Origin of the sequence: Rhizobium aethiopicum, from assembly GCF_014197535.1 — a bacterium.
Classification (GTDB): Bacteria; Pseudomonadota; Alphaproteobacteria; order Rhizobiales; family Rhizobiaceae; genus Rhizobium; species Rhizobium aethiopicum_A.
Genome location: NZ_JACIFV010000003.1, coordinates 104680 through 124953, shown reverse-complemented (window position 1 = coordinate 124953; position 20274 = coordinate 104680). Strand labels below are relative to the sequence as shown.

Genomic DNA, 20274 nt, shown 5'->3' with positions numbered 1-20274 from the left:
TCCTGCAAACTTTCTGGCAAAGCGTGCCAAATCAGCTTAGTCTCCGCGCGATTTGAGAGAGTGCCCGGACACGCATGACGACGACTCCAACCAGGCGACACCGCATGATTCTGCCGGCACTGGCGGCCGGTTTCGGTGTTGCGGTCATCCTCGTCTCGACAAGCCCTTTTTCGGTCCGGGCCCAGGATGCCGCCCCGGAAGCGGCGCAATCTTCAAACCCGCCGCCCGCCGAGGCGCCGCCGCCCGATCCGGCCGCCGAACTTGCCGCCAAACGCGATCAGACCCGCGCCGAGCTCGAAACCTTGTCGAAGACGATCAGCCTGTCCTCCGACAAGGTGAGCGAACTCCAGCAGAGTATCGCCAATCTGGAGAAGAGCACGCAGAGCATTCGCCAGGCGCTGATCGATTCCGCCGCCCGCCGCAAAGGGCTGGAAAAGCAGATCCTCGAGAGCGAGAAGAAGCTTGCCGACCTCGGCGTCAAGCAGGACGGCATCCGCCGTTCGCTGCATGAACGCCGCGGCCTGCTGGCCGAGGTGCTGGCCGCACTCCAACGCATGGGCCGCAATCCGCCGCCGGCTTTGCTCGTGACGCCCGACGACGCGCTTGCTTCCGTGCGCAGCGCCATCCTGCTCGGCGCCGTCGTGCCGGGCATCCGCAAGGAAACCGACAAGCTCGCCGCCGATCTCGCAAGTCTGGCCGCGCTGCAGACGGCAAGCGCCGCCGAAAAGACGCAGCTGACGGCGACGATGACCGACAGCATCGAGGAAGAGCGGCGCATGGACCTGCTGCTTGCCGAAAACGACAAGCTCAGCCGCAGCAACGCCGCCGAACTGGAGGCCGAAAGGAAACGCTCGCAGGAACTTGCGGGCAAGGCGACCAGCCTCGAAGGCCTCGTCGCCTCGATGGAATCGGAGATTGCCTCGGTCCGCGAAGCGGCCGCCGCCGCCCGCCAGGCCGAGGAAAGCCGCAAGCTCTTGACCGACGAGCAGCGGGCTCAGGCGAAGGCGCTGGCCGAGAGCGGCGTGCCCGATAAAAACCGCATTGCGCCCGCATATCCCTTCGCAGAATTGACGGCGAAATTGGAACTGCCCGTGGCCGGCGATATCCTGCGCCAGTTCGGCGATGCCGATGGCACCGGGCATGAAGCCATGGGAATGACGGTCGCCACCAACCCGGAGACAGTGGTGACGGCCCCGGCAGACGGCCTGGTGGTTTTTGCCGGCGCTTTCCGCAGCTACGGTCAGATGATCATTCTCGACGCGGGCGACGGATACCACCTGGTTCTCTCGGGAATGGATGCGATCAATACCCGTCAGGGAAAATTCGTTTTCTCCGGCGAACCGCTCGCCGTGATGGGAGCGAAAAGAGTGGCGAGCGCAACTGCATTGGCGCTGGAAACGGACCGGCCAACGCTTTACATTGAATTTCGAAAAGACGGTAAACCGGTCGATTCCCGACCGTGGTGGACCGCCAAGGACACTGGAAAGGCACGCAATGATTCGTAGGGCTTCTCTTGTTCTGGTCGGCGCATTGATGGGTGCGACCGCGATGAGCGTCATTTACTCGGCAGGTGTGCCGGCAGAAGCAGCCGGATCCTCCACATACAAGGAACTGTCGGTATTCGGCGACGTCTTCGAACGCGTGCGCGCGCAGTACGTCACGCCGCCGGCCGAGGACAAGCTGATCGAGAATGCCATCAACGGCATGCTGTCTTCGCTCGACCCGCATTCGAGCTACATGAATGCGAAGGACGCCGAAGATATGCGCACCCAGACGAAGGGTGAGTTCGGCGGTCTCGGCATCGAAGTCACGATGGAAGACGAGCTCGTCAAGGTCATCACCCCGATCGATGACACGCCCGCCGCCAAGGCCGGTGTCCTCGCCGGCGACTACATTTCCGAGATCGACGGGCAGTCCGTTCGCGGCCTGAAGCTGGAAGACGCCGTCGAGAAGATGCGCGGCGCCGTCAACACTCCGATCAAGCTGACGCTGATCCGCAAGGGCGCCGACAAGCCGATCGAACTGACGATCGTCCGTGACGTCGTCGCCGTCCAGGCCGTCAAGTCGCGCGTCGAGGACGATGTCGGTTACCTCCGCATCATCTCCTTTACCGAAAAGACCTATCCGGACATGGAGAAGGCGATCAAGAAGATCAAGGACACCGTTCCGGCCGACAAGCTGAAGGGTTACATCCTTGACCTGCGCCTCAACCCGGGTGGCCTGCTCGACCAGGCGATCAACGTCTCCGATGCGCTGCTGCAGCGTGGCGAGGTCGTTTCGACCCGCGGCCGCAATCCCGATGAAACCCGCCGCTTCAGTGCCGGCCCGGGCGATCTGACGGACGGCAAGCCGGTCATCGTGCTGATCAATGGCGGTTCGGCTTCCGCATCGGAAATCGTCGCCGGCGCTCTTCAGGATCTGCGCCGTGCCACCGTTCTCGGCACCCGCTCCTTCGGCAAAGGTTCAGTCCAGACGATCATTCCGCTCGGCGAAAACGGCGCGCTGCGCCTGACCACGGCGCTCTATTACACGCCGTCGGGCCGCTCGATCCAGGGCACCGGCATCACCCCTGACATCAAGGTCGAGGAGCCGCTGCCGGAGGAACTGCAGGGCAAGATGGTGACCGAAGGCGAATCCAGCCTGCGTGGCCACATCAAGGGCCAGAGCGAAACCGACGAGGGTTCGGGCTCCGTCGCCTATGTGCCGCCGGACCCGAAGGATGACGTTCAGCTGAACTACGCGCTCGACCTGCTGCGCGGCAAGAAGACTGATCCGGCCTTCCCGCCGAACCCGGACAAGGCCGTCGTCGCCAAGTAATCGATCATTGCAAGGCCGGGCACTCGCCCGGCCTTGACCCTTTCTGCTGTTTCCCGGTTTGGAGCGGGCGAGAAAATTGGGAACGGACCTGCATGCGCCTTTGGGGCGCAACCGCAAAACCGGCAGCCGGCGGCCGGGAGTGCTGCGCCTTGGCCGCATCGCCGCCAGTCTGTGCCTTTTCGCGATAGGCGGCTTCTCTCTCTATACGGCGTTTCGCGACGACGGGCTCGAACGCAAAAAACCGCCGGCAACCGAGCAAGCGGCAGCGCCCTCTTCCGGCACACCTCAACCAGCACAGACGCCGGCCGGCCAGTCGGCGGACGGCATGCCGCGCGCCGAACCGCGTTCGGGCGCCAATGTCGAGCAGATGGTGACCGGCGACGGCTCCGTCGTCACCAAATACAGCCCCCGCCCCCGCGACGGCAGCGGACCGGTGCTGGTCGACGCCATGAAGATCGGCCAGGATCCGCGCATGGCGGCGCTGCCGAACGAGACGCTGCTTGAGGATTCGGCCTATGGCAGGCTGCCGATCGTCGGTCCCGACGGTCGACGGCCGATGGATCAGTATGCCCGTCCCTCGTCCGGCGCCCGCGGTGTGCGCGTTGCCATTGTCGTCAGCGGCCTTGGGCTCAGCCAGACGGGAACGCAGCGCGCCATCGCCGAATTGCCCGAGGAGATCACGCTGGCCTTTGCCGCAAGCGGCAACAGCCTCCAGCGCTGGATGCAGGAGGCTCGCCGCGGCGGCCATGAAATCCTTCTGCAGGTGCCGCTGGAACCGTTTGATTATCCGGCAAACGATCCAGGGCCGGAAACCCTGCTGACCTCAAAACCGGTCGCCCGCAACATCGAGAACCTGCACAAGGCGATGGGCGAGATCACCAATTACACCGGCATCATGAACTATCTCGGCGGCCGCTTCCTTTCCGACCCTGTCGCCATGGAGCCCATCATGCGCGATATCGGCAAGCGTGGCCTGCTCTTCCTCGACGACGGGACGTCGGCGCAGTCGAAAACGGCTGATGTCGCCAAGGGGACCGAACTGCCCTATGCCTTTGCCGATCTGCAGCTCGACGGCCAGCTCGACGTCAACGCCATCCTGAAGAAACTGGACGAGCTCGAACGCATCGCTCGCAAGAACGGCCAGGCGATCGGCATCGCCTCGGCTTTTGACGAAAGCGTCGACGCCATTGCCAAGTGGAGCGAGGAAGCTTCGATGCGCGGCATCGAGATCGTCGGCGTCGCCTCGCTTTCCAACGACCCCAGAACCCCCTGAGATAATGTCCTCAACGGAGAAGAAGATGAGCCAGGCGACCGTGAAAGCCGAGGATCTACCCTATCGCCCATGCGTCGGCGTGATGATCCTGAACCGCGATGGCCTGGTCTGGGCCGGCCGGCGCGTCCCCGACGGCAATTCCGAATATGACGGCTCGCCGCAGCTCTGGCAGATGCCCCAGGGGGGCATCGACAAGGGCGAGGATCCCCTGGATGCCGCCTATCGCGAGCTCTATGAAGAAACCGGCATCAGGACGGTGACGCTGCTCGCAGAAGCGCGGGACTGGATCAATTACGATCTGCCGCCGGCGCTGATCGGCATCGGGCTGAAAGGAAAATTCCGCGGTCAGACGCAGCGCTGGTTCGCCTTCCGCTTCGACGGCGACGAGAGCGAGATCGCCATCAACCCGCCGCCCGGCGGCCACGATCCCGAATTCGATGCCTGGGAATGGAAGCCGATGCAGGCACTGCCGGGCCTGATCGTTCCCTTCAAGCGCGCTGTTTACGACCAGGTGATCGCCGAGTTCCATCATCTGGCGGCGTTGCAATCGGAAGACTGATCGAGGTAAAGCGCGCGGAAAGCTGAAAGATTGCGACGCGCTTTTATGAGGAACGCCGGCCGCCGATGCGGCCGGCCTCATGCGAATGCTATTCGGCTTCGTCGGCGGAATCGGCGTTGAGCTGGCCGTATTTGCTTTCGCCGATTTTCTCGAGCAGATCGAGCTGTGTTTCGAGGAAATCGATATGGCCTTCCTCATCTGCGAGAAGCTCTTCGAAAAGCTTCATGGAAACGTAGTCGCCGGCGTCATAACAGATATCGCGCGACTTCTTGTAGGCCGTGCGGGCGTCGTACTCGCCGGCGAGATCGGCTTCGAGGACTTCCTTGACGTTCTGGCCGATGCGCAGAGAGGCCAGGGTCTGCAAATTGGGATGGCCTTCGAGGAAGATGATGCGGGCGACCAGCCGGTCGGCATGATGCATCTCTTCGATGGATTCGGCGCGTTCTTTCTTGGCGAGCTTGGTGTAGCCCCAATCCTCGAGAAGACGATAGTGAACCCAATATTGGTTGACCGCCCCGAGTTCGAGGAACAGTGCCTCGTTAAGCCGCTCGATGACCTTTTTGTCGCCTTTCAATGTCCGCTCTCCTGTTTTCCTCATGGAACTGCTTCAAGCGCGACATGAAATCAAATATCTCCGTCTCCGTCGAGTGGCGGCGGGCGTGATATTCCTCGGTCGTCTGGATAATGATGTCGACAACGTTGGGGAAGCAGCCGCAGCAACGGCCGCGTTTTTCCATGGCGTGGTAGACCTTCGCAGGCACGATAAGCTGCCAACAGTCTTCGTCGAGAAGGTTGGTGATAACCTCCCGGATTTCCTTGTCGGTTATGTAATTGCAGCTGCAGACAAGCACGTCTTCATTTCCAAACATGACACTGACTATCGTGTTTTCTGCTAAAGAAGATGGCGGCTGTCAAGAAAAAATTCGAATCAGCCGGCATCGATTGGAAGCGATGGGGCGCGGCCTGTTGCAGATTGACTGAAACGGTGCGGCGACCGCACGATGAGGCATGCCCTGGTCGATCCGACTGCTCAATGAAAGTTCCGCCCGCGCGGCATGACCTCGGCGCTTTCCGCCGCACCGGCATGGCGGTCCCCGGCACCCGCCTGTCTTTCCAATTCCGCCCTTTCCTGCGCATTCGCAAGCCTTCTCTGTCGTGGATCGATCCCTGGCCTCAGAACCTCGTCGGCGCGATCGCAGGCGCCGAAACGTCGGGCCTCGCGTTGCAGGATGCCAAGTGCCGGCGTCATATCCTCGATATGCTCGACGACCGTATGGATGACGCCACTATGGCTTTGCAGCCTGCCCCGGATTTTCACGAGCCGGGCACCCATGACGACCGCCCGGTATTTGTCGAATATCTTGTTCCAGACGATAGCGTTGGCAACGCCGGTCTCATCCTCCAGCGTCATGAAGATTACGCCCTTGGCCGAACCCGGGCGCTGGCGCACCAGCACCAGACCGGCGATGGTCACCCTCTTTCCGTTCGACACCGTCAGGAGATCGACATTGCGCGTGATGCCCATCTTTCGGAATTCCTCCCGCAGGAAAGACACCGGATGCGCCTTCAGCGACAGTGACAGATAACGATAGTCCTCGATCACCTGCTCGCCCGGCGGCATATCAGGCAGACTGGTCTTCGGTTCGACCTGCAGATCGATATGGTTCACCCGATCGAACAGAGGCAATTTTTCAGGAGCGTATTTCGTATCCAGCGCTCTTGCAGCCCAAAGCGCCTCACGTCTCGACAGGCCGATCGAGCCGAAGGCATCGGCATCCGCCAGCCTTTCGATATCGGCTTTGTCGAGACCGGACCGCAGCCAGAGATCACGAACCGAGCCATAACCATCACCTCTGTTGGCGAGAAGGCTCTCCAGCGCTTTCTCGGACAGACCTTTGACCTGCCGAAAGCCGAGGCGAACGGCTCGCTTTGCCTTGATGATGGTTCGCATGTCGGCATGCCGCCTGTCGACGGCATTTCTGTCGAAGACCGCCTCCTCGAGATGGCAATCCCAATTGGATCTGTTGATGTCGACGGGTCGGACCTCAATCCCGTGTTCCCTGGCATCACGAACGAGTTGCGCCGGCGCGTAAAAGCCCATCGGCTGCGAATTGAGCATGGCAGCGCAAAAGACGTCGGGATAATAGGCCTTGACCCAGGACGAAGCATAGACCAGCAGGGCGAAGGAAGCCGCATGACTTTCCGGAAAACCATATTCGCCGAAGCCTTCGATCTGGCTGAAGCAACGTTCGGCGAAATCCCTCGGATAGCCTCTGCTGGTCATGCCATTGATCAGATCATCCTTGAACGCGTTGACCTTTCCCAACCGTTTGAAGGTCGCCATCGAGCGGCGCAGGCGGTCGGCCTTGGCAGGCGAGAATCCCGCCGCCGTGATCGCGATCTGCATCGCCTGTTCCTGAAACAGCGGCACGCCGAGCGTCCGCTTGAGGATCGGGATCATCTCGTCTTTCGGATAGTCGATCTTGAAACCGGGAGAATGCGACTGCTCCCGTCGCGTCAGGTAGGGATGGACCATATTGCCCTGAATCGGACCTGGACGGACGATCGCCACTTCGATCACGAGATCGTAGAACCGTCGCGGCTTCAGCCGGGGCAGCATGCTCATCTGCGCCCTGCTTTCGATCTGAAAGACGCCCAGCGTGTCGGCCCGGCACATCATGTCATAAACCGGTACGCCCTCGTCTCCGTGTTCCCTGTTGCCGAGATCGGCAAGGGTTTTCTTCACGTCGTAATGCAGTTCGAGCAACGAGAAGGCTTTCCTGAGACAGGTCAGCATTCCGAGCGCCAGAACATCGACCTTCAGAATCTTGACGTTGTCGAGATCGTCTTTGTCCCATTCGATCATGTAGCGATCCGGCATCGCCGTCTTCATGATCGGCACGACTTCGTCAAGCCGATCCCGGGTGATGACGAAGCCGCCGACATGCTGGGTCAGGTGACGCGGAAATCCGAGGAGCTCGGACGCATAGCGCAGAACGTTTAATGTCACCGGGTCCGAAATATCGAGCCCAGCGGCCTTGGCATCCCGCTCCGACAGATTATCCTCCGACCAGCCCCAGACCAGGCTGCTGATCGCCGCCTGGACGTCCTCCGAAAGCCCGAAGGCCTTGGAAACCTCGCGGCCGGCGGAACGGGTGCGATAGGTGGTGACACCGGCCGTCAGCCCGGCATGCTCCTTGGTATATTTTTTATAGATGTGCTGGATGACGTCTTCGCGGCGGTCATGCTCGAAATCCACATCGATGTCAGGCGGCTCGTCGCGATCCATCGAGATGAAGCGGTCGAAAAGCAACGTGCTTTTGGTCGGATCGACTTCCGTGATCTCGAGGCAATAGCAGATGACCGAGTTGGCTGCAGAACCGCGGCCCTGGCACAGGATCTTCAATTCATAACGCGCATGCTGGATGAGCTTGTGGACCGTCAGGAAATAGGGCTCGTATTTCTTCTCCCGGATGAGATCGAGTTCATAGTCGATCTGGGTCAGGATTTGAGCAGGAACGCCATCCGGATAGCGCTTCTTAGCCCCCTCCCTCGTCAAACGCTCGAGGGTTTCATAAGGCGTCTCGCCGGGATCGTTTTCCGGCGGATAATTGTGTTTCAGCTCATCGAGCGAAAACGAAAGCCTGCCGAAGAATGTCCCAGTATTGGCGATCGCCTCCGGATAGTCGCGAAACAGCCGGGCCATTTCACGTGGGCCCTTGAGATAACGCTCGGCATTCGGAGCAAGAAGAAAACCTGCCTCGGCGATCGGAACATGCTCGCGGATCGAGATGACGATATCGGAAAGGGGGCGGCGATCCGTATGGTGATAGAGCGGCTGGTTGGTCGCGATGACAGGAATGCGGTGGCGGGCGGCGATCACGGAAAGTGCCGCGAAAACCTGCCTGTCACGGCCATCATAGGCAGGCGTCAGCGCCACGTGAAAGGCCGTGCCGAAACGGTTCCGGAAGCGGGCGAGACAGGCTTCCAACTCCTGTTGGGCGACAAGCTCGACGGCAGCCGCCTGGCCTGGAACGAGGGCAAGCATCATATCGTCCCCCCATTCCATGATATCCGCCTCGTAAAGCAGGCAAGATCCCTTTTCCGCTCTCAAATTTCCCGCACTCAGCAAACGGCAGAGATGCGCCCATCCTCGCCTGTTCTCAGGATAGGCAAGGATGTCAGGCGTTCCGTCCGCAAAGACGAGGCGGGCGCCCGGCTGAATCCGGATTGGATCGAGAACCTTCTCTTCCTCTCTGCCGTCGAGGTTCTTCTCGTGCCTTCTTCTGAATTTCTCTTCGATCTCCTGCGCCTGCGCATGCGCCCTGACGACCCCGGCAACCGAATTCCGGTCGGCGATTCCAAGACCGGAAAGTTTCAGCGCGGCGGCCTGCACCACCATTTCCTCAGGCTTCGAGGCACCCTCCAGAAAGGAGAAATTGGTGCGGGCGCCGATCTCGAAAAATGCAGGCGCCGCGCTCATGCGAAAATCCCGTGCATGAACCAGCGCGGCGGCGGCTCTTCACCGTAAAAGCCTTCGCGGTAAATCCAGAAACGATGCCCGGCATTGTCCTCGACACGGAAATAGTCACGCGTTTTGGCGTCGGCGCCATCGATCCACCACTCCATGGCAAGCCGTTCCGGGCCTTCGCTGCGCAGAACCTGATGCTGCATGCGGCGCCACCGAAAACTTTGCGGCGGCCCTTCCGGAACTTCGGCAAGCAAGGCCTCGACCGGTTCCGGTCTGGCAAAAAGCCTCAGAGGCCGCTCGCTGCGAGCGGCGGAAAGACGGCTTCCCTCGCTCCTGCGATGCGCCGGAAAGCTTTCCAAGAACGGGCTTATGACAACCGCACGCTCCGGCACATGGCTTTCGTGGAGCTGAAAGCTTTGGAGACAGTCCGCGCCAAGGCGGGCCGAGACGCGGTCGACGAAAGCTGCAAGCGAGACCTCTCTTTGCCGGCCGCCGTCGAAATCGCCCTGCGTGCCTTCGAAGGGCTCGTGGCGCACGACATTCAGCCGCAGGATCTCGAAACCATATCCGGCATCGAGATCGTCATGAATTGCCTGCAGACGCTGGGAAAAAAGATCGGCGATCCTCTTCGGCTCCCTGAGCGGCCGTGAAGCGCCGACGGAAATCCGGAAAACCTGGCCATCGACCCGAAACAGCACGAGTTCGAAGACGCGGCCGCCGGCACCGCGGGCTTCCAGGGAGGGTTTCAGCGACACGGCGATCTGGCCGGCAAGGGCGAGAATATCCTCTTCGGTGCCGATCGGCTCGGCCAGCCGCCGCTCGGCCGAAAGGCTCGCAACCGGCAGGCGCGGCGAAACCGGTTCCTCGTCATGTCCGAGCGCCTGATCGAGCCGCAAAAGCAGGCTCGCTCCAAAACGACGGGTCAACGGCGCCCGCGGCGCATTCATGACATCGCCGATATATTTCAGCCCGAGCTTCTTCAGCGATGCCACGGTGTCTTCGTTCAACCGAAGCGCGGCGACCGGCAGCGGCGCCAGCACATCCCCCATTTTCTCGTCTTCGATGACGCCGCCATTGCCGAAACGAGCGACGGCCGAGGAAAGGCCGGGCGAAGAGGAGATCGAAGCCTGGACGTCGAGCCCCATATGGAAAAGCCTGAGCAGAATATCCTTCAGCAGCGCTCTCTCGCCGCCGAAAAGATGGGCACAGCCGCTAATGTCGAGAAACAGCCCGTCCCGTCCGTCGATCGCCACCAGCGGCGTATAGCGGTCGCACCAGTCGGCGATGGCTTCGAGCAGCCGCGCATCGGCGGCCGGATCCTCCTCGACGATATCGAGCTTCGGATGCATGGCGCGCGCTTCCGCGACACCCTGACCCTTCTTCAAGCCAAGCGCCTCCGCAGTCTCGTCCAGCGCCATCAGCCGCATGGCATTTTCGTGCTTTCCGGCGCAGACGATCGGCGCAGCCTCAGGACGCCCTCTCGAACGCCAGGAAAGGCCCCATTTTCTGCGGGCGATCCTGTCCGTCGAAAGATGCGGAAAGCTGAGCGCCAGGATACGCTGACCGTTCGTCTGGAGTAAGAGCGTGCCTTGGCTCGTCGATGGGGAAAAACTGACGTTCATGAGGGTTCCACTCCAGAAGAAGGGAGAGCGGAGCCGGGTTGCGGCTCTTCTCCAGGCTGAGACGAAAAACCGGATTGCCGATGCTGCCGGCAAGTCTCGATCCACCCGGAAGAGCCCGCATGCCGGCTGGCGCAGGCTCGGCAAGCAGCCGGAAGGCGGCGCTGCTCGCCTCCTCCTCTCCGGCCTGCCGAAGCAGGAAGAGGGGCCGGCCGGCCGCCTTGGCGCGAAGACCGAGCCGCCGGCTCTCGGTCAGGCCGAAATGCGCAGGATTGCCCCTGATCTCCAGGATGACCACCGAAAAGGCGCCGCTTTCCACCGCGGTTTCCGCAAGCCAGAGCGCCTCGTCGAGCTTGCGCGGCAAAGCCTGCAGGAAACACTCGGGCCGCAGGCCGAAATCCTGCAGACCCACCGCATAGGGAAGGCCGGCCTCCATCGTCGAGACCGTATCGCCGATCCAGAGTATTGGCGAACAATCGCTCGTCTCCTCCTCCACCCGCTGCAGCAGCGCTGCGGCCGCAAGGGCGAACCCACTGGCGGCTCCCGCATCCCGGAAAAGCGTCGAACGGATTTCCGTTATCGCATCGAGCGGCAGCCCGCCTTCCATCGCTTCGTCGAGCGATGTCACGCCAAACGACAGGCGCTGTCTGCGCCCATTCCGCTCCGCATCCTGCCGCCCGGTCTCACCCGAAGCCAGGGCTTCCCGCTCCGCTGCCGCAAGCGCCGGCGCAGGCTTTCCTTCCAGCTTGGCGATGGTTTCGCGGAGCGCAAAAAGCCGCTCGCGCGCCAGGGCGTTCTGCGCCATGGCGTTTACTCCGTCCGTCTTGTTCCTGTTATGTTCTTATGGATTCCAGAGAGCTGAAGAAGAGTCAACAACGATTTTCTATGAATTTATTCCTGCCTTTGATTCCGCACTCGAAAATCGGCGGCAAAGGTTCTATATGGGCCCGCAAAGGAAGGAATATTCATGGCCCGCGTAGACCAGAGCGATGATTGGCAGGACCGCCATGCGCCGACGATCAGCACCTTCGAGTCGCTGGCCATGGAGGCTTACAGCCATCTGCCGGATGAATTCCGCCAGCTGACGACCAATCTCACGATCGAGATCGAAGACTTCCCAGATGACGATGTTTTCGAGGACATGGCACTCGAAACCCCTTTCGATCTGCTCGGCCTTTTCGAAGGCAGGGGCATTTCCGAACGTTTCACCGTGGAAACCGGCGAGATGCCCAACCGCATCCGTCTCTACCGCCGCCCCATTCTCGATTACTGGGCAGAAAACGACGAGACGCTCGGCGATATCATCACCCATGTCCTGATCCACGAGATCGGCCATCATTTCGGGCTGAGCGACGATGACATGGAGCGGATCGAGGCTAGCGCCGAGGAAGCCGCAGAGCGCTGAAACCACGCCTTCGGCAGAACACTACTGCTCGGAGAGCTTCATCTCCGGATCATAATCCTTGCCTTCGACAGTCTTGACGACGGCCTGGCCGCATTGCATCGCGCCGGTTGCGGCATTGAAGGCATAGGTCGGCGAGCCCTCCAGCGACCAGCCCTTGTTGAGGGCGGCGGTGACCTTGTGGCAGAAGGAAGCGTCGTCGGGGCCGGTCAGGAAGCGGTAGAGTTTCATCGGGCGTGCTTTCTTGCAGAAATCAGACGCGCTTTATGAACCAGAGCTTCGGCCTGGACAAGATGCAGCCGCTCGATCATCCGCCCGTTCGCATTGATGACGTTGAGGCCCCTGGCAGCCGGGTCGGCAAAGGCTGATATGATTGCCTGCGCTTCGGCAATCTCCTCGGCGCTCGGACCGAAATGCCGGTTGGCGGCCGCAATCTGCGCGGGATGGATCAGCATCTTGCCGGCAAAACCCATGGCGCGCCCCTGCCCGCATTCGACATCGAAACCTTCGTCATCCCGGAAATCGTTGAAGACGCTGTCGAGCGCATCGAGCCCATAGGCCTTGACCGCCAGAATGACCTGCATCAGCCAGGGCACGAGAAAGCTTCGCCCCGGCTGCGGCTGGACGCCGGTTTCTTTGCGCAGATCATTGAGGCCGACGACGAGGCAATCGAGCCGCGCCCCCGGCATGCAGCCGGCTTCGGCGATCGCTCCGACATTCAGCACGCCACGCGGCGTCTCGATCATGGCCCAGATGCGCAGCTCCTCCGGCGCATTTGCATCGGCAAGCAGATCGCCGATGTCGGTGACATCCTGGGGGCCATCCGCTTTCGGCAGGAGAACGGCGTCGGGCAAAAGCGCCTTGACGAGATCGAGATCCGCCGCCCCGAATGCGGATGACAAAGAATTGATGCGGATGATCCTTTCCTTGCCCTTGAGCGGCTGCCCGGCAAAAAAAGCTCGCAGATTTTCCCGCGCCTGGCCCTTGTTCTCGGGCGCGACGGAATCCTCCAGATCGAAAATAACGGCATCGCAATCAAGGGAACGGCTCTTTTCGAGCGCCCGCAGATTGATGGCCGGCACACTCAGCACCGAGCGGCGCAGACTTGAGGAGCGGAGAGGTGTGGTTTGCTTCATCAGCCATTAGTGCCAAGCTTCGCAAGGCCCGGCAAGACAACAAAAAGCCATGCTTGCCTTGCAGAGAGGAAAAGGAAGGACCACATTCCTTTCTGTAGAAAGGTCTCAAACCCATGCAGAACATTCGCTCCATCTTCTTCATGCTGGCCGGCGCCACCTTCTTTGTCGCCATGCTGCTTCTCACCTTCTCGGTGACGCTTGCGGTCGGCGGCATCCTGACCGTGCTCATGGTCGGACGCGCGCTTTCGATGAAGATGAAGCCCGCTCCGGTCCGCGCCAAGGCAAACAACGGCAAGCCGGAGATGCGCATCTGGAACGACGGTCGCGGCACGATCATCGATCTCTGAGGCCTGCTTTCAAAAAAATTGGCCGACACTGTCGCATCATGCTTCCATGATACGTCTTTGAAGCAGCCTGGCATTCTGCCGGCGCTTAAAAAACGATGGAGGACGAGCATGGATACGACGGAAAACAAGCCGGCCAAGTTGCCGCCGGTGAAGAATGGCCTGCTGCCCTATCTGACCGTCGACGGCGCGGTGAAGGCCGCGGAATTCTACAAGAAGGCCTTCGGCGCCGAAGAGGCCCACAGGGTGCCGGTCGATGAAAGCGGCCGGACGATGCATATTCATCTCTATATCAATGGCAGCTCCCTCATGCTGGCGGATGCCTATCCCGAATACGGCCATCCTTTCAAAGGCCATGAAGGCTTCGCCATCCAGCTTGTTATCGACGATATCGATTTCTGGTGGGATCGTGCGGTGGCCGCCGGCGCCGAAGTCGTCATGCCGGTCGAACTGATGTTCTGGGGTGACCGCTACGGCCAGCTTCGCGATCCGTTCGGCGTCCTCTGGGGCTTGAACGCGCCCGCCAACTAACCGGACGCGGACCGTCGCCGGGCCACGCGAACGTCGCGTGGCCGCCAATTTAGAAAGATTCTCCTTCATTTCGGCAAAAAACTGGACTAGATGCACATTCAGGAAAGTACATTTGCTGAAATGGAGCATGGGTCATGGATAAATTCGTGAAGCTCACGGGCGTTGCAGCGCCCCTGCCGGTCGTCAACATCGACACCGACATGATCATTCCGAAGGACTATCTGAAGACCATCAAGCGCACGGGTCTTGGCAAGGGCCTTTTCGCCGAAGCCCGCTACAATGAAGACGGCTCCGAAAATCCCGATTTCGTGCTGAACAAGCCAGCCTATCGCGATGCCAAGATCCTGGTCGCCGGCGATAATTTCGGCTGCGGTTCCTCGCGTGAGCACGCTCCCTGGGCGCTGCTCGATTTCGGCATTCGCTGCGTGATCTCCACCAGCTTCGCCGACATTTTCTACAACAACTGCTTCAAGAACGGCATCCTGCCGATCAAGGTCAGCCAGGAAGACCTCGACAAGCTGATGGACGACGCCTCGCGCGGCTCCAACGCCATCCTGACGGTCGACCTTGAGAACCTCGAGATCACCGGACCCGATGGCGGCTCGATCAAGTTCGATCTCGACGAATTCAAGCGCCACTGCCTGCTGAACGGCCTCGACGATATCGGCCTGACCCTGGAAAAGGGCAAGGCGATCGACGAATTCGAAAAGAAAAACGCCGCTTCGCATCCCTGGGCCGCCTGAGCCACCCAACGGATTATCGATCAAGCCGGGCTTACGCCCGGCTTTTTCTTTAAAAGCCTTTCCTAGTCAGAGAAACTTCTCTTTCCAGACCCTCAGCTTTTCGAGCGACACTCCAATGCCGCCGCAGACCTCGATCAGCGGATTGTCAAAGTGCTGAAGCAGTCCGGCATGTACATCGGCAACGGCAAGGGCGGCGCCGCAGGCCGGCTCCACGAGGATGCGATGCGCATCGGCAAATTTCAGGCAGGCGGCGACGGCATCGGCGTCGCTGACGACAACGCTTTCGATCGGGTGCTGCTTCGGCAGCTCGAAGACATGCTGCGCCACCCGCCGCGCACCGAGCGACGTCGCAATCGAGGTGATCGCCGGTAGTGAGATGCGTTCATTGGCCTTGAGGCTGGCATGGAACGAAGCCGCCCCTTCGGTTTCGACGGCGATGACGGGAATGTCGGAAAGCCCGTTCCGCCTCAGCCCCTCGACAATGCCGGCCAGCAGCCCGCCGCCGCCGACGCTGGTGATGACGCAATCGAATGTCACGCCCTTCGCCACCACCTCGTCGATCAGCGTGGCATGACCATCCCACAGAAGCGGATGGTCAAAAGGGTGCACATAGGTCGCCTTGCGGCTGCGGGCGAGCTCGACCGCATGAGCGTTGGTTTCATCGAAAACCGAACCATGAACGAGAACACTGGCGCCGGTTGCGGCGATCGTCTGCCGCACATCGGCCGCCGTCGTCTCCGGAACGACGATCGTGACCGGCACGCCGAGCGTCCGGCCGGCATAGGCCGCAGCAATGCCGGCGTTGCCGCCCGAGGCGCAGAAGATCTCGCGTGCGCCATTTTCCACCTCCTGCTGGCACAGCCGGCCGACGCCGCGCAGCTTGAAGCTGCCGGAAGGCTGCAGCGCATCGAGCTTCAGCCAGAGCGGCTTGCCGCTGGCGCTATAGCCGGGGGATGTTCGAACCAGGGGCGTGTCGAGATGGAGGGGTGCTGAAGCCATGGGAACATCCAGGAAATAAAGTGAGACGATTGTTCTAATCCGTTTGCCGGCACAGGAGCAACCATCATGACCTACAGGCCCGCGCGTCTTCAGACGCCCAAAGGACGCTGTAACACTTTCAATATCTGCATCGGCCCGAAAATCGGGCCGATGCAGATATTGAAGCGTACCGATTCAACCTTTCTCTCGCTTGAAATGCCCATTTCCGGGGTCTAAGAAGCCGCAACTTGTTTTTCCAGGAGGGTTTCATGACTGCGCGCAATCTTTTCCTGCTGCCGGGTGACGGCATCGGTCCCGAGGCCATGAGCGAAGTCCGCAAGATCATCGTCTATATGAACGAGGCGATGGATGCCGGTTTCGTCACCGACGAAGGCCTTGTCGGCGGTTGCGCCTACGATGCCCATGGCGCGGCGATCTCGGAAGCCGACATGCAGAAGGCGCTTGCCGCCGACGCCGTTCTCTTCGGCGCGGTGGGTGGTCCCAAATGGGATAGCGTGCCTTACGAAGTGCGCCCGGAAGCCGGCCTGCTTCGCTTGCGCAAGGACCTGCAGCTCTTCGCAAACCTGCGCCCCGCCATCTGCTACCCGGCGCTTGCCTCGGCCTCGTCACTGAAGCCGGAATTGGTCGAAGGCCTCGACATCCTGATCATCCGCGAGCTGACGGGCGGCGTCTATTTCGGCGAGCCCAAGGAGATCATCGACCTCGGCAACGGCCAGAAGCGCGGTATCGACACCCAGGTTTACGATACCTACGAAATCGAACGCATCGCCGGCGTCGCCTTCGAAATGGCCCGCACGCGCCAGAACCGCGTCTGCTCCATGGAAAAGCGCAACGTCATGAAATCGGGCGTGCTCTGGAACCAGGTCGTGACCGAAACGCATAAGACGAAATATTCCGACGTTCAGCTCGAACATATGTTGGCCGATGCCGGCGGCATGCAGCTCGTGCGCCAGCCCAAGCAGTTCGACGTCATCGTCACCGACAATCTCTTCGGCGACATGCTCTCCGACGTCGCCGCCATGCTGACCGGCTCGCTCGGCATGCTGCCGTCGGCCTCGCTCGGCGCGCCGGATGGTAAGACCGGCAAGCGCAAGGCGCTCTATGAGCCGGTGCACGGCTCGGCCCCCGACATCGCCGGCAAGGGCGTTGCCAATCCGATTGCCATGATCGCCTCCTTCGCCATGTGCCTGCGTTATTCCTTCAATATGGTCAAGGAAGCTGACGATCTGGAAAAGGCGATCGCCAACGTGCTCGACAAGGGCATCCGCACCGGCGACATCATGGCCGATGGCGCAAGGCAGGTCGGCACCGTCGAGATGGGCGAGGCGATCCTTGCCGAGTTCAAGGCCCTTTCCGCCTGATATATTTCACGTGAAACAGTTTCCCGCCCTTCGCATCATGCATGCGGAGGGCTTTTTCATGTGAGGCCGAACAGCCGCAGCCGGGTCGGCTGAAATATCCGAAACGGACTATTCTCAGCCACAATCTCGTGTATTTTTGCGCCGAATTTTAACCAGGCAAAATCGAACGGACGACAGGATGCGGGCATTTTGGGCTTCCCTTGATAGGCGCTGGCGCCGCGGCAGCGTTGGCATGCCGCCCTTACGGTGGCAGGCCTGCCTCTTCATCACCATCAATGCCGTGGCTCTTTCCATGCTGCTCTTCGATGCCCCGGTCGGCGCCAGCGAGCGTCCTGAGGCGGTAAAGCAGCTCGGCGAACTGCTGACGGGCTTCGGCGATTCTGCCTGGCTGATCTGCATCAGCATTCTGCTCTTCTTTCAGGGCAGGGCGGGTTATAAGCTTTTGAAGACCGCGCGCTCCAAGGCGCAGGCGCTTTATGTCAGCTGGATCGGCGCTTATCTCTTTACGACGGTCGTCTTCTCCGGACTTCTCGCCAATCTCCTGAAAAGGGCGATTGGAAGGGCGCGTCCCGACCATTTCCACGATTACGGCATGTTTTCTTTCACGCCTTTTTCGGGCCATGCCGCTTTCGAAAGCTTTCCCTCCGGCCATTCCACAACCGTCGGCGCCTTCTTTGCCGCGTTTGCGTTATTGTTTCCGCGCTACCGCATTCCCTTCATCGCCTGCGCCATATGGCTTGCCATGACGCGTGTCATGGTCGGTGCGCACTACCCAAGCGATGTCATCGCCGGCCTTGCCCTCGGCGGCTGGTTCTCGCTGCTGACGGCGATCGTCTATGCCCGCTGCGGCCTGCTGTTCAAGCTGGCGCCGGATGGCTGGCCTCTCGCCAAGCGCCTGTTTCCGGACATGGAAAAGCCCGGCGCCTTGTGAGCGCCGGGCCTTTTGCCTGCATGCTGAGCGCGAAAGCGCCTCAATCCATGGCGTGGATATCCCTGTTCTTCGTTTCGGGCAGGAAGATCAGACCGATCACCAGAGTGATCGCCGCAAAGACGATCGGGTACCAGAGACCGTAATAGATATCACCCGCGGCAGCGCTCATCGCGAAGGCCGTCGCCGGCAGCAGGCCGCCGAACCAGCCGTTGCCGATATGATAGGGCAGCGACATACCGGTGTAGCGGATGCGGGTCGGGAAAAGCTCGACCAGAAGAGCCGCGATCGGACCATAGACCATCGTCACATAGATGACGAGGACGAAGAGGACGGCGATCGTGCCGACCCAGTTGACGCGGGCGGGATCGGCGACCATGGCGAAGGTGCCGCCATTGGCGATGTTGTAGACTGCCATGTCGGTGACGCCATTGGCCTCGTCGGCCGTCAGCAGCTTGCCTTCGACCAGCTTGGCTGCCGGCACGGTTTCCTTGTCGCCCGCGCGCACGGCATCGGCACTGAGCGCCAGTTCCGGATTGGCGGCGATGAAGGCATCGAGCTTGCTATCCGGCACCTTGGCGGCGGCCCGCTTCAGCGGATAGCCGGCATCGTGGAGCGCAATGTTGATGCCTTTTTCGAAGGCGGCGGTCATGCCCTTCGCCTTGTCGCCGGCAGCAACGACGTCGAAGCTGGTAATCGTACCGTTACCGACCTTCACCGTCGCCGGCTGTCCGGCGGGACCAGGCACGACGTCATAAGGCACCGAGTTCTTCGTCAGGAATGCCGTCGCCACATCGCATGAACTGGTGAATTTCGACGTGCCTGTCGGGTTGAACTGGAATTTGCAATCCGACGGATCGGCCGTGACCGTTGCGCGGATCGACGCCTGCGCTTCGGCAAGCGCGGGATTTGCCATCCAGGTCATTGCCTTGAACAGCGGCTGATAGGTCACTGCTGCAAGCAGGAGGCCTGCCATGATGATCGGCTTGCGGCCGATCTTGTCCGAGAGGCCGCCGAAGATGACGAAGAATGGCGTGCCGAGGAAGAGCGCAATAGCGACCATGACATTGGCCGAAAACAGATCGACCTTCAGCACATTCTGCAAGAAGAACAGCGCATAGAACTGGCCACCGTACCAGACGACTGCCTGGCCCATGGTGGCGCCGAGAAGGGCGATGAGCGCGATCTTGGCATTCTTCCATTGCCCGAAGGCTTCGGTCAGCGGCGCCTTGGAGCCCTTACCTTCCGCCTTCATGCGCTGGAACGCAGGCGATTCGTTCATCTTCAGACGGATCCAGACGGAAATGCCGAGCAGCACGACCGAGACCAGGAACGGAATGCGCCAGCCCCAGGCCGCGAATTGAACCGGACCCATAAGGGACTGGACCAGGATGATGACGATCAGCGACAGGAACAGGCCGAGCGTCGCCGTCGTCTGGATCCATGAGGTGAAGTAGCCGCGCCGTCCGTTCGGCGCATGTTCGGCGACATAGGTTGCCGCGCCGCCATATTCACCGCCGAGCGCCAGACCCTGGAGCAAGCGAAGACCGATCAGGATGATCGGGGCTGCGATGCCGATGGTGGCCGCACCCGGCAGGATACCGACGAGGAAGGTCGACATGCCCATGATCAGGATCGTCACCAGGAAGGTGTATTTTCGGCCGACGAGATCACCGAGACGGCCGAAAACCAGCGCGCCGAACGGACGCACCAGGAAGCCGGCGGCAAAGGCGAGCAGCGTAAAGATATTGCGCGTTGCCTCGGGATATTGGGTGAAGTAGGTCGCACCGATATAGGTAGCGAGCGAACCGTAAAGATAGAAATCATACCATTCGAAAACGGTGCCGAGCGAAGAGGCGAAGATGACCTTCTTCTCCTCGCCTGTCATCGGACCGGCCTTCGCGCCGTCGATGCTTGTGACATTTGCCATTGTCTGTCCTCCACAGAGTGATGAGCAACGGGCGCGGCCGACTCTCCTCAAAGCATACCCCGGGCCGCGACACGCCTGACGAGAGTGTGCCAGAAAAGACAGGCCGCAAAGAGAGATGCTTTGGGATTATGACTTTAGTCTAACGAGGCCGCGTTCCGTCA

General features: G+C 60.9%; 18 protein-coding genes and 1 pseudogene. 10 read left to right on the top strand and 9 right to left on the bottom strand.

The features are described 5' to 3' along the window. Window positions 1-104 precede the first annotated feature (104 nt). The 4 genes from GGD53_RS06065 to GGD53_RS06050 all read left to right on the top strand — a co-directional run bounded on the left by GGD53_RS06065 (window position 105) and on the right by GGD53_RS06050 (window position 4649). Window positions 105-1505, top strand: coding sequence for a murein hydrolase activator EnvC family protein (locus tag GGD53_RS06065; RefSeq protein WP_184454526.1), 1401 nt, complete (start codon window positions 105-107; stop codon window positions 1503-1505). After that, window positions 1495-2817, top strand: coding sequence for a S41 family peptidase (locus GGD53_RS06060; protein ID WP_184454525.1), 1323 nt, complete (start codon window positions 1495-1497; stop codon window positions 2815-2817). The genes GGD53_RS06065 and GGD53_RS06060 overlap by 11 nt, the downstream gene beginning before the upstream one ends. A 76-nt stretch (window positions 2818-2893) precedes the next feature. Next, complete coding sequence (locus GGD53_RS06055; RefSeq protein ID WP_184454524.1) at window positions 2894-4090, top strand: divergent polysaccharide deacetylase family protein; 1197 nt, start codon at window positions 2894-2896, stop codon at window positions 4088-4090. A 25-nt stretch (window positions 4091-4115) separates the two neighbouring features. After that, window positions 4116-4649: an RNA pyrophosphohydrolase gene (locus GGD53_RS06050; protein ID WP_184454522.1), complete on the top strand. Its 534-nt coding sequence runs from the start codon at window positions 4116-4118 to the stop codon at window positions 4647-4649. A gap of 88 nt (window positions 4650-4737) precedes the next feature. On the opposite strand, the gene bfr is transcribed toward GGD53_RS06050, so the two are convergent. From bfr to GGD53_RS31615, 5 genes and pseudogenes are all read right to left on the bottom strand, one after another. Further along, on the bottom strand, window positions 4738-5223 hold the full coding sequence (bfr, locus tag GGD53_RS06045) for a bacterioferritin (RefSeq protein ID WP_184454520.1): 486 nt from the start codon (window positions 5221-5223) through the stop codon (window positions 4738-4740). Then, window positions 5189-5588 (bottom strand): annotated as a pseudogene (locus GGD53_RS06040) ((2Fe-2S)-binding protein). The gene bfr and the pseudogene GGD53_RS06040 overlap by 35 nt, the downstream one beginning before the upstream one ends. 91 nt (window positions 5589-5679) lie before the next feature. Continuing rightward, entirely contained in the window at window positions 5680-9132 is a 3453-nt protein-coding gene (locus GGD53_RS06035) for an error-prone DNA polymerase (RefSeq protein WP_184454518.1), read from the bottom strand. Beyond that, a complete protein-coding gene (locus GGD53_RS06030; RefSeq protein WP_246717713.1) occupies window positions 9129-10547 on the bottom strand; it encodes a Y-family DNA polymerase in 1419 nt (472 codons plus the stop codon). The genes GGD53_RS06035 and GGD53_RS06030 overlap by 4 nt, the downstream gene beginning before the upstream one ends. A 40-nt stretch (window positions 10548-10587) precedes the next feature. After that, the gene (locus GGD53_RS31615) at window positions 10588-11544 is read right to left on the bottom strand and encodes an ImuA family protein (protein ID WP_246717708.1); all 957 of its coding nucleotides are present in this window, start codon (window positions 11542-11544) and stop codon (window positions 10588-10590) included. Window positions 11545-11706: 162 nt separating this feature from the next. Between GGD53_RS31615 and GGD53_RS06025 the strand changes: the two genes are divergently transcribed. Beyond that, window positions 11707-12144: a metallopeptidase family protein gene (locus GGD53_RS06025; protein ID WP_131628227.1), complete on the top strand. Its 438-nt coding sequence runs from the start codon at window positions 11707-11709 to the stop codon at window positions 12142-12144. Window positions 12145-12165: 21 nt separating this feature from the next. Here GGD53_RS06025 and GGD53_RS06020 read toward each other — a convergent pair whose 3' ends face one another. Together GGD53_RS06020 and GGD53_RS06015 are read right to left on the bottom strand one after the other, a co-directional pair. Next, window positions 12166-12372 carry a DUF1737 domain-containing protein gene (locus tag GGD53_RS06020; protein ID WP_009996762.1) on the bottom strand — a complete coding sequence of 69 codons (207 nt, stop codon included), beginning with the start codon at window positions 12370-12372 and terminating at the stop codon, window positions 12166-12168. Next, entirely contained in the window at window positions 12369-13277 is a 909-nt protein-coding gene (locus GGD53_RS06015; RefSeq protein WP_184454515.1) for an HpcH/HpaI aldolase/citrate lyase family protein, read from the bottom strand. Before GGD53_RS06015 ends, GGD53_RS06020 begins: the two co-directional genes overlap by 4 nt. Before the next feature lie 113 nt (window positions 13278-13390). On the opposite strand from GGD53_RS06015, the gene GGD53_RS06010 reads away from it, so the two are divergent. From GGD53_RS06010 to leuD, 3 genes are all read left to right on the top strand, one after another. Then, window positions 13391-13624: a hypothetical protein gene (locus GGD53_RS06010; RefSeq protein ID WP_064708240.1), complete on the top strand. Its 234-nt coding sequence runs from the start codon at window positions 13391-13393 to the stop codon at window positions 13622-13624. A 108-nt stretch (window positions 13625-13732) separates the two neighbouring features. Beyond that, window positions 13733-14152 (top strand): VOC family protein, encoded by a 420-nt coding sequence (locus GGD53_RS06005; RefSeq protein WP_184454514.1) that lies wholly within the window; start codon window positions 13733-13735, stop codon window positions 14150-14152. A 134-nt stretch (window positions 14153-14286) separates the two neighbouring features. After that, the gene (gene leuD, locus GGD53_RS06000) at window positions 14287-14895 is read left to right on the top strand and encodes a 3-isopropylmalate dehydratase small subunit (RefSeq protein WP_064708129.1); all 609 of its coding nucleotides are present in this window, start codon (window positions 14287-14289) and stop codon (window positions 14893-14895) included. 66 nt (window positions 14896-14961) lie between these two features. Here leuD and GGD53_RS05995 read toward each other — a convergent pair whose 3' ends face one another. Next, window positions 14962-15894 carry a pyridoxal-phosphate dependent enzyme gene (locus tag GGD53_RS05995; protein ID WP_184454513.1) on the bottom strand — a complete coding sequence of 311 codons (933 nt, stop codon included), beginning with the start codon at window positions 15892-15894 and terminating at the stop codon, window positions 14962-14964. Window positions 15895-16142: 248 nt separating this feature from the next. On the opposite strand from GGD53_RS05995, the gene leuB reads away from it, so the two are divergent. Together leuB and lpxE are read left to right on the top strand one after the other, a co-directional pair. After that, window positions 16143-17255 carry a 3-isopropylmalate dehydrogenase gene (leuB, locus tag GGD53_RS05990; protein ID WP_184454512.1) on the top strand — a complete coding sequence of 371 codons (1113 nt, stop codon included), beginning with the start codon at window positions 16143-16145 and terminating at the stop codon, window positions 17253-17255. Window positions 17256-17433: 178 nt separating this feature from the next. After that, a complete protein-coding gene (gene lpxE / locus GGD53_RS05985; RefSeq protein ID WP_184454510.1) occupies window positions 17434-18186 on the top strand; it encodes a lipid A 1-phosphatase LpxE in 753 nt (250 codons plus the stop codon). Between the two features lie 40 nt (window positions 18187-18226). Here the strand turns inward: lpxE and GGD53_RS05980 are convergent, their stop codons facing one another. Continuing rightward, a complete protein-coding gene (locus GGD53_RS05980; protein WP_184454508.1) occupies window positions 18227-20113 on the bottom strand; it encodes an MFS transporter in 1887 nt (628 codons plus the stop codon). Between the last annotated feature and the right edge of the window lie 161 nt (window positions 20114-20274).

Excerpts from the sequence above, each read along its gene's own strand:
- GGD53_RS06020 (WP_009996762.1), bottom strand. The coding sequence starts at position 12,372 with ATGAAACTCTACCGCTTCCTGACCGGCCCCGACGACGCTTCCTTCTGC.
- lpxE (WP_184454510.1), top strand. The coding sequence starts at position 17,434 with ATGCGGGCATTTTGGGCTTCCCTTGATAGGCGCTGGCGCCGCGGCAGC.
- GGD53_RS05995 (WP_184454513.1), bottom strand. The coding sequence starts at position 15,894 with ATGGCTTCAGCACCCCTCCATCTCGACACGCCCCTGGTTCGAACATCC.
- leuD (WP_064708129.1), top strand. The coding sequence starts at position 14,287 with ATGGATAAATTCGTGAAGCTCACGGGCGTTGCAGCGCCCCTGCCGGTC.
- GGD53_RS06025 (WP_131628227.1), top strand. The coding sequence starts at position 11,707 with ATGGCCCGCGTAGACCAGAGCGATGATTGGCAGGACCGCCATGCGCCG.
- GGD53_RS06015 (WP_184454515.1), bottom strand. The coding sequence starts at position 13,277 with ATGAAGCAAACCACACCTCTCCGCTCCTCAAGTCTGCGCCGCTCGGTG.
- GGD53_RS06005 (WP_184454514.1), top strand. The coding sequence starts at position 13,733 with ATGGATACGACGGAAAACAAGCCGGCCAAGTTGCCGCCGGTGAAGAAT.
- GGD53_RS06050 (WP_184454522.1), top strand. The coding sequence starts at position 4,116 with ATGAGCCAGGCGACCGTGAAAGCCGAGGATCTACCCTATCGCCCATGC.
- GGD53_RS06010 (WP_064708240.1), top strand. The coding sequence starts at position 13,391 with ATGCAGAACATTCGCTCCATCTTCTTCATGCTGGCCGGCGCCACCTTC.
- GGD53_RS06035 (WP_184454518.1), bottom strand. The coding sequence starts at position 9,132 with ATGAGCGCGGCGCCTGCATTTTTCGAGATCGGCGCCCGCACCAATTTC.
- GGD53_RS05980 (WP_184454508.1), bottom strand. The coding sequence starts at position 20,113 with ATGGCAAATGTCACAAGCATCGACGGCGCGAAGGCCGGTCCGATGACA.
- leuB (WP_184454512.1), top strand. The coding sequence starts at position 16,143 with ATGACTGCGCGCAATCTTTTCCTGCTGCCGGGTGACGGCATCGGTCCC.
- GGD53_RS06030 (WP_246717713.1), bottom strand. The coding sequence starts at position 10,547 with ATGCGGCTGATGGCGCTGGACGAGACTGCGGAGGCGCTTGGCTTGAAG.
- GGD53_RS06065 (WP_184454526.1), top strand. The coding sequence starts at position 105 with ATGATTCTGCCGGCACTGGCGGCCGGTTTCGGTGTTGCGGTCATCCTC.
- GGD53_RS06060 (WP_184454525.1), top strand. The coding sequence starts at position 1,495 with ATGATTCGTAGGGCTTCTCTTGTTCTGGTCGGCGCATTGATGGGTGCG.
- GGD53_RS31615 (WP_246717708.1), bottom strand. The coding sequence starts at position 11,544 with ATGGCGCAGAACGCCCTGGCGCGCGAGCGGCTTTTTGCGCTCCGCGAA.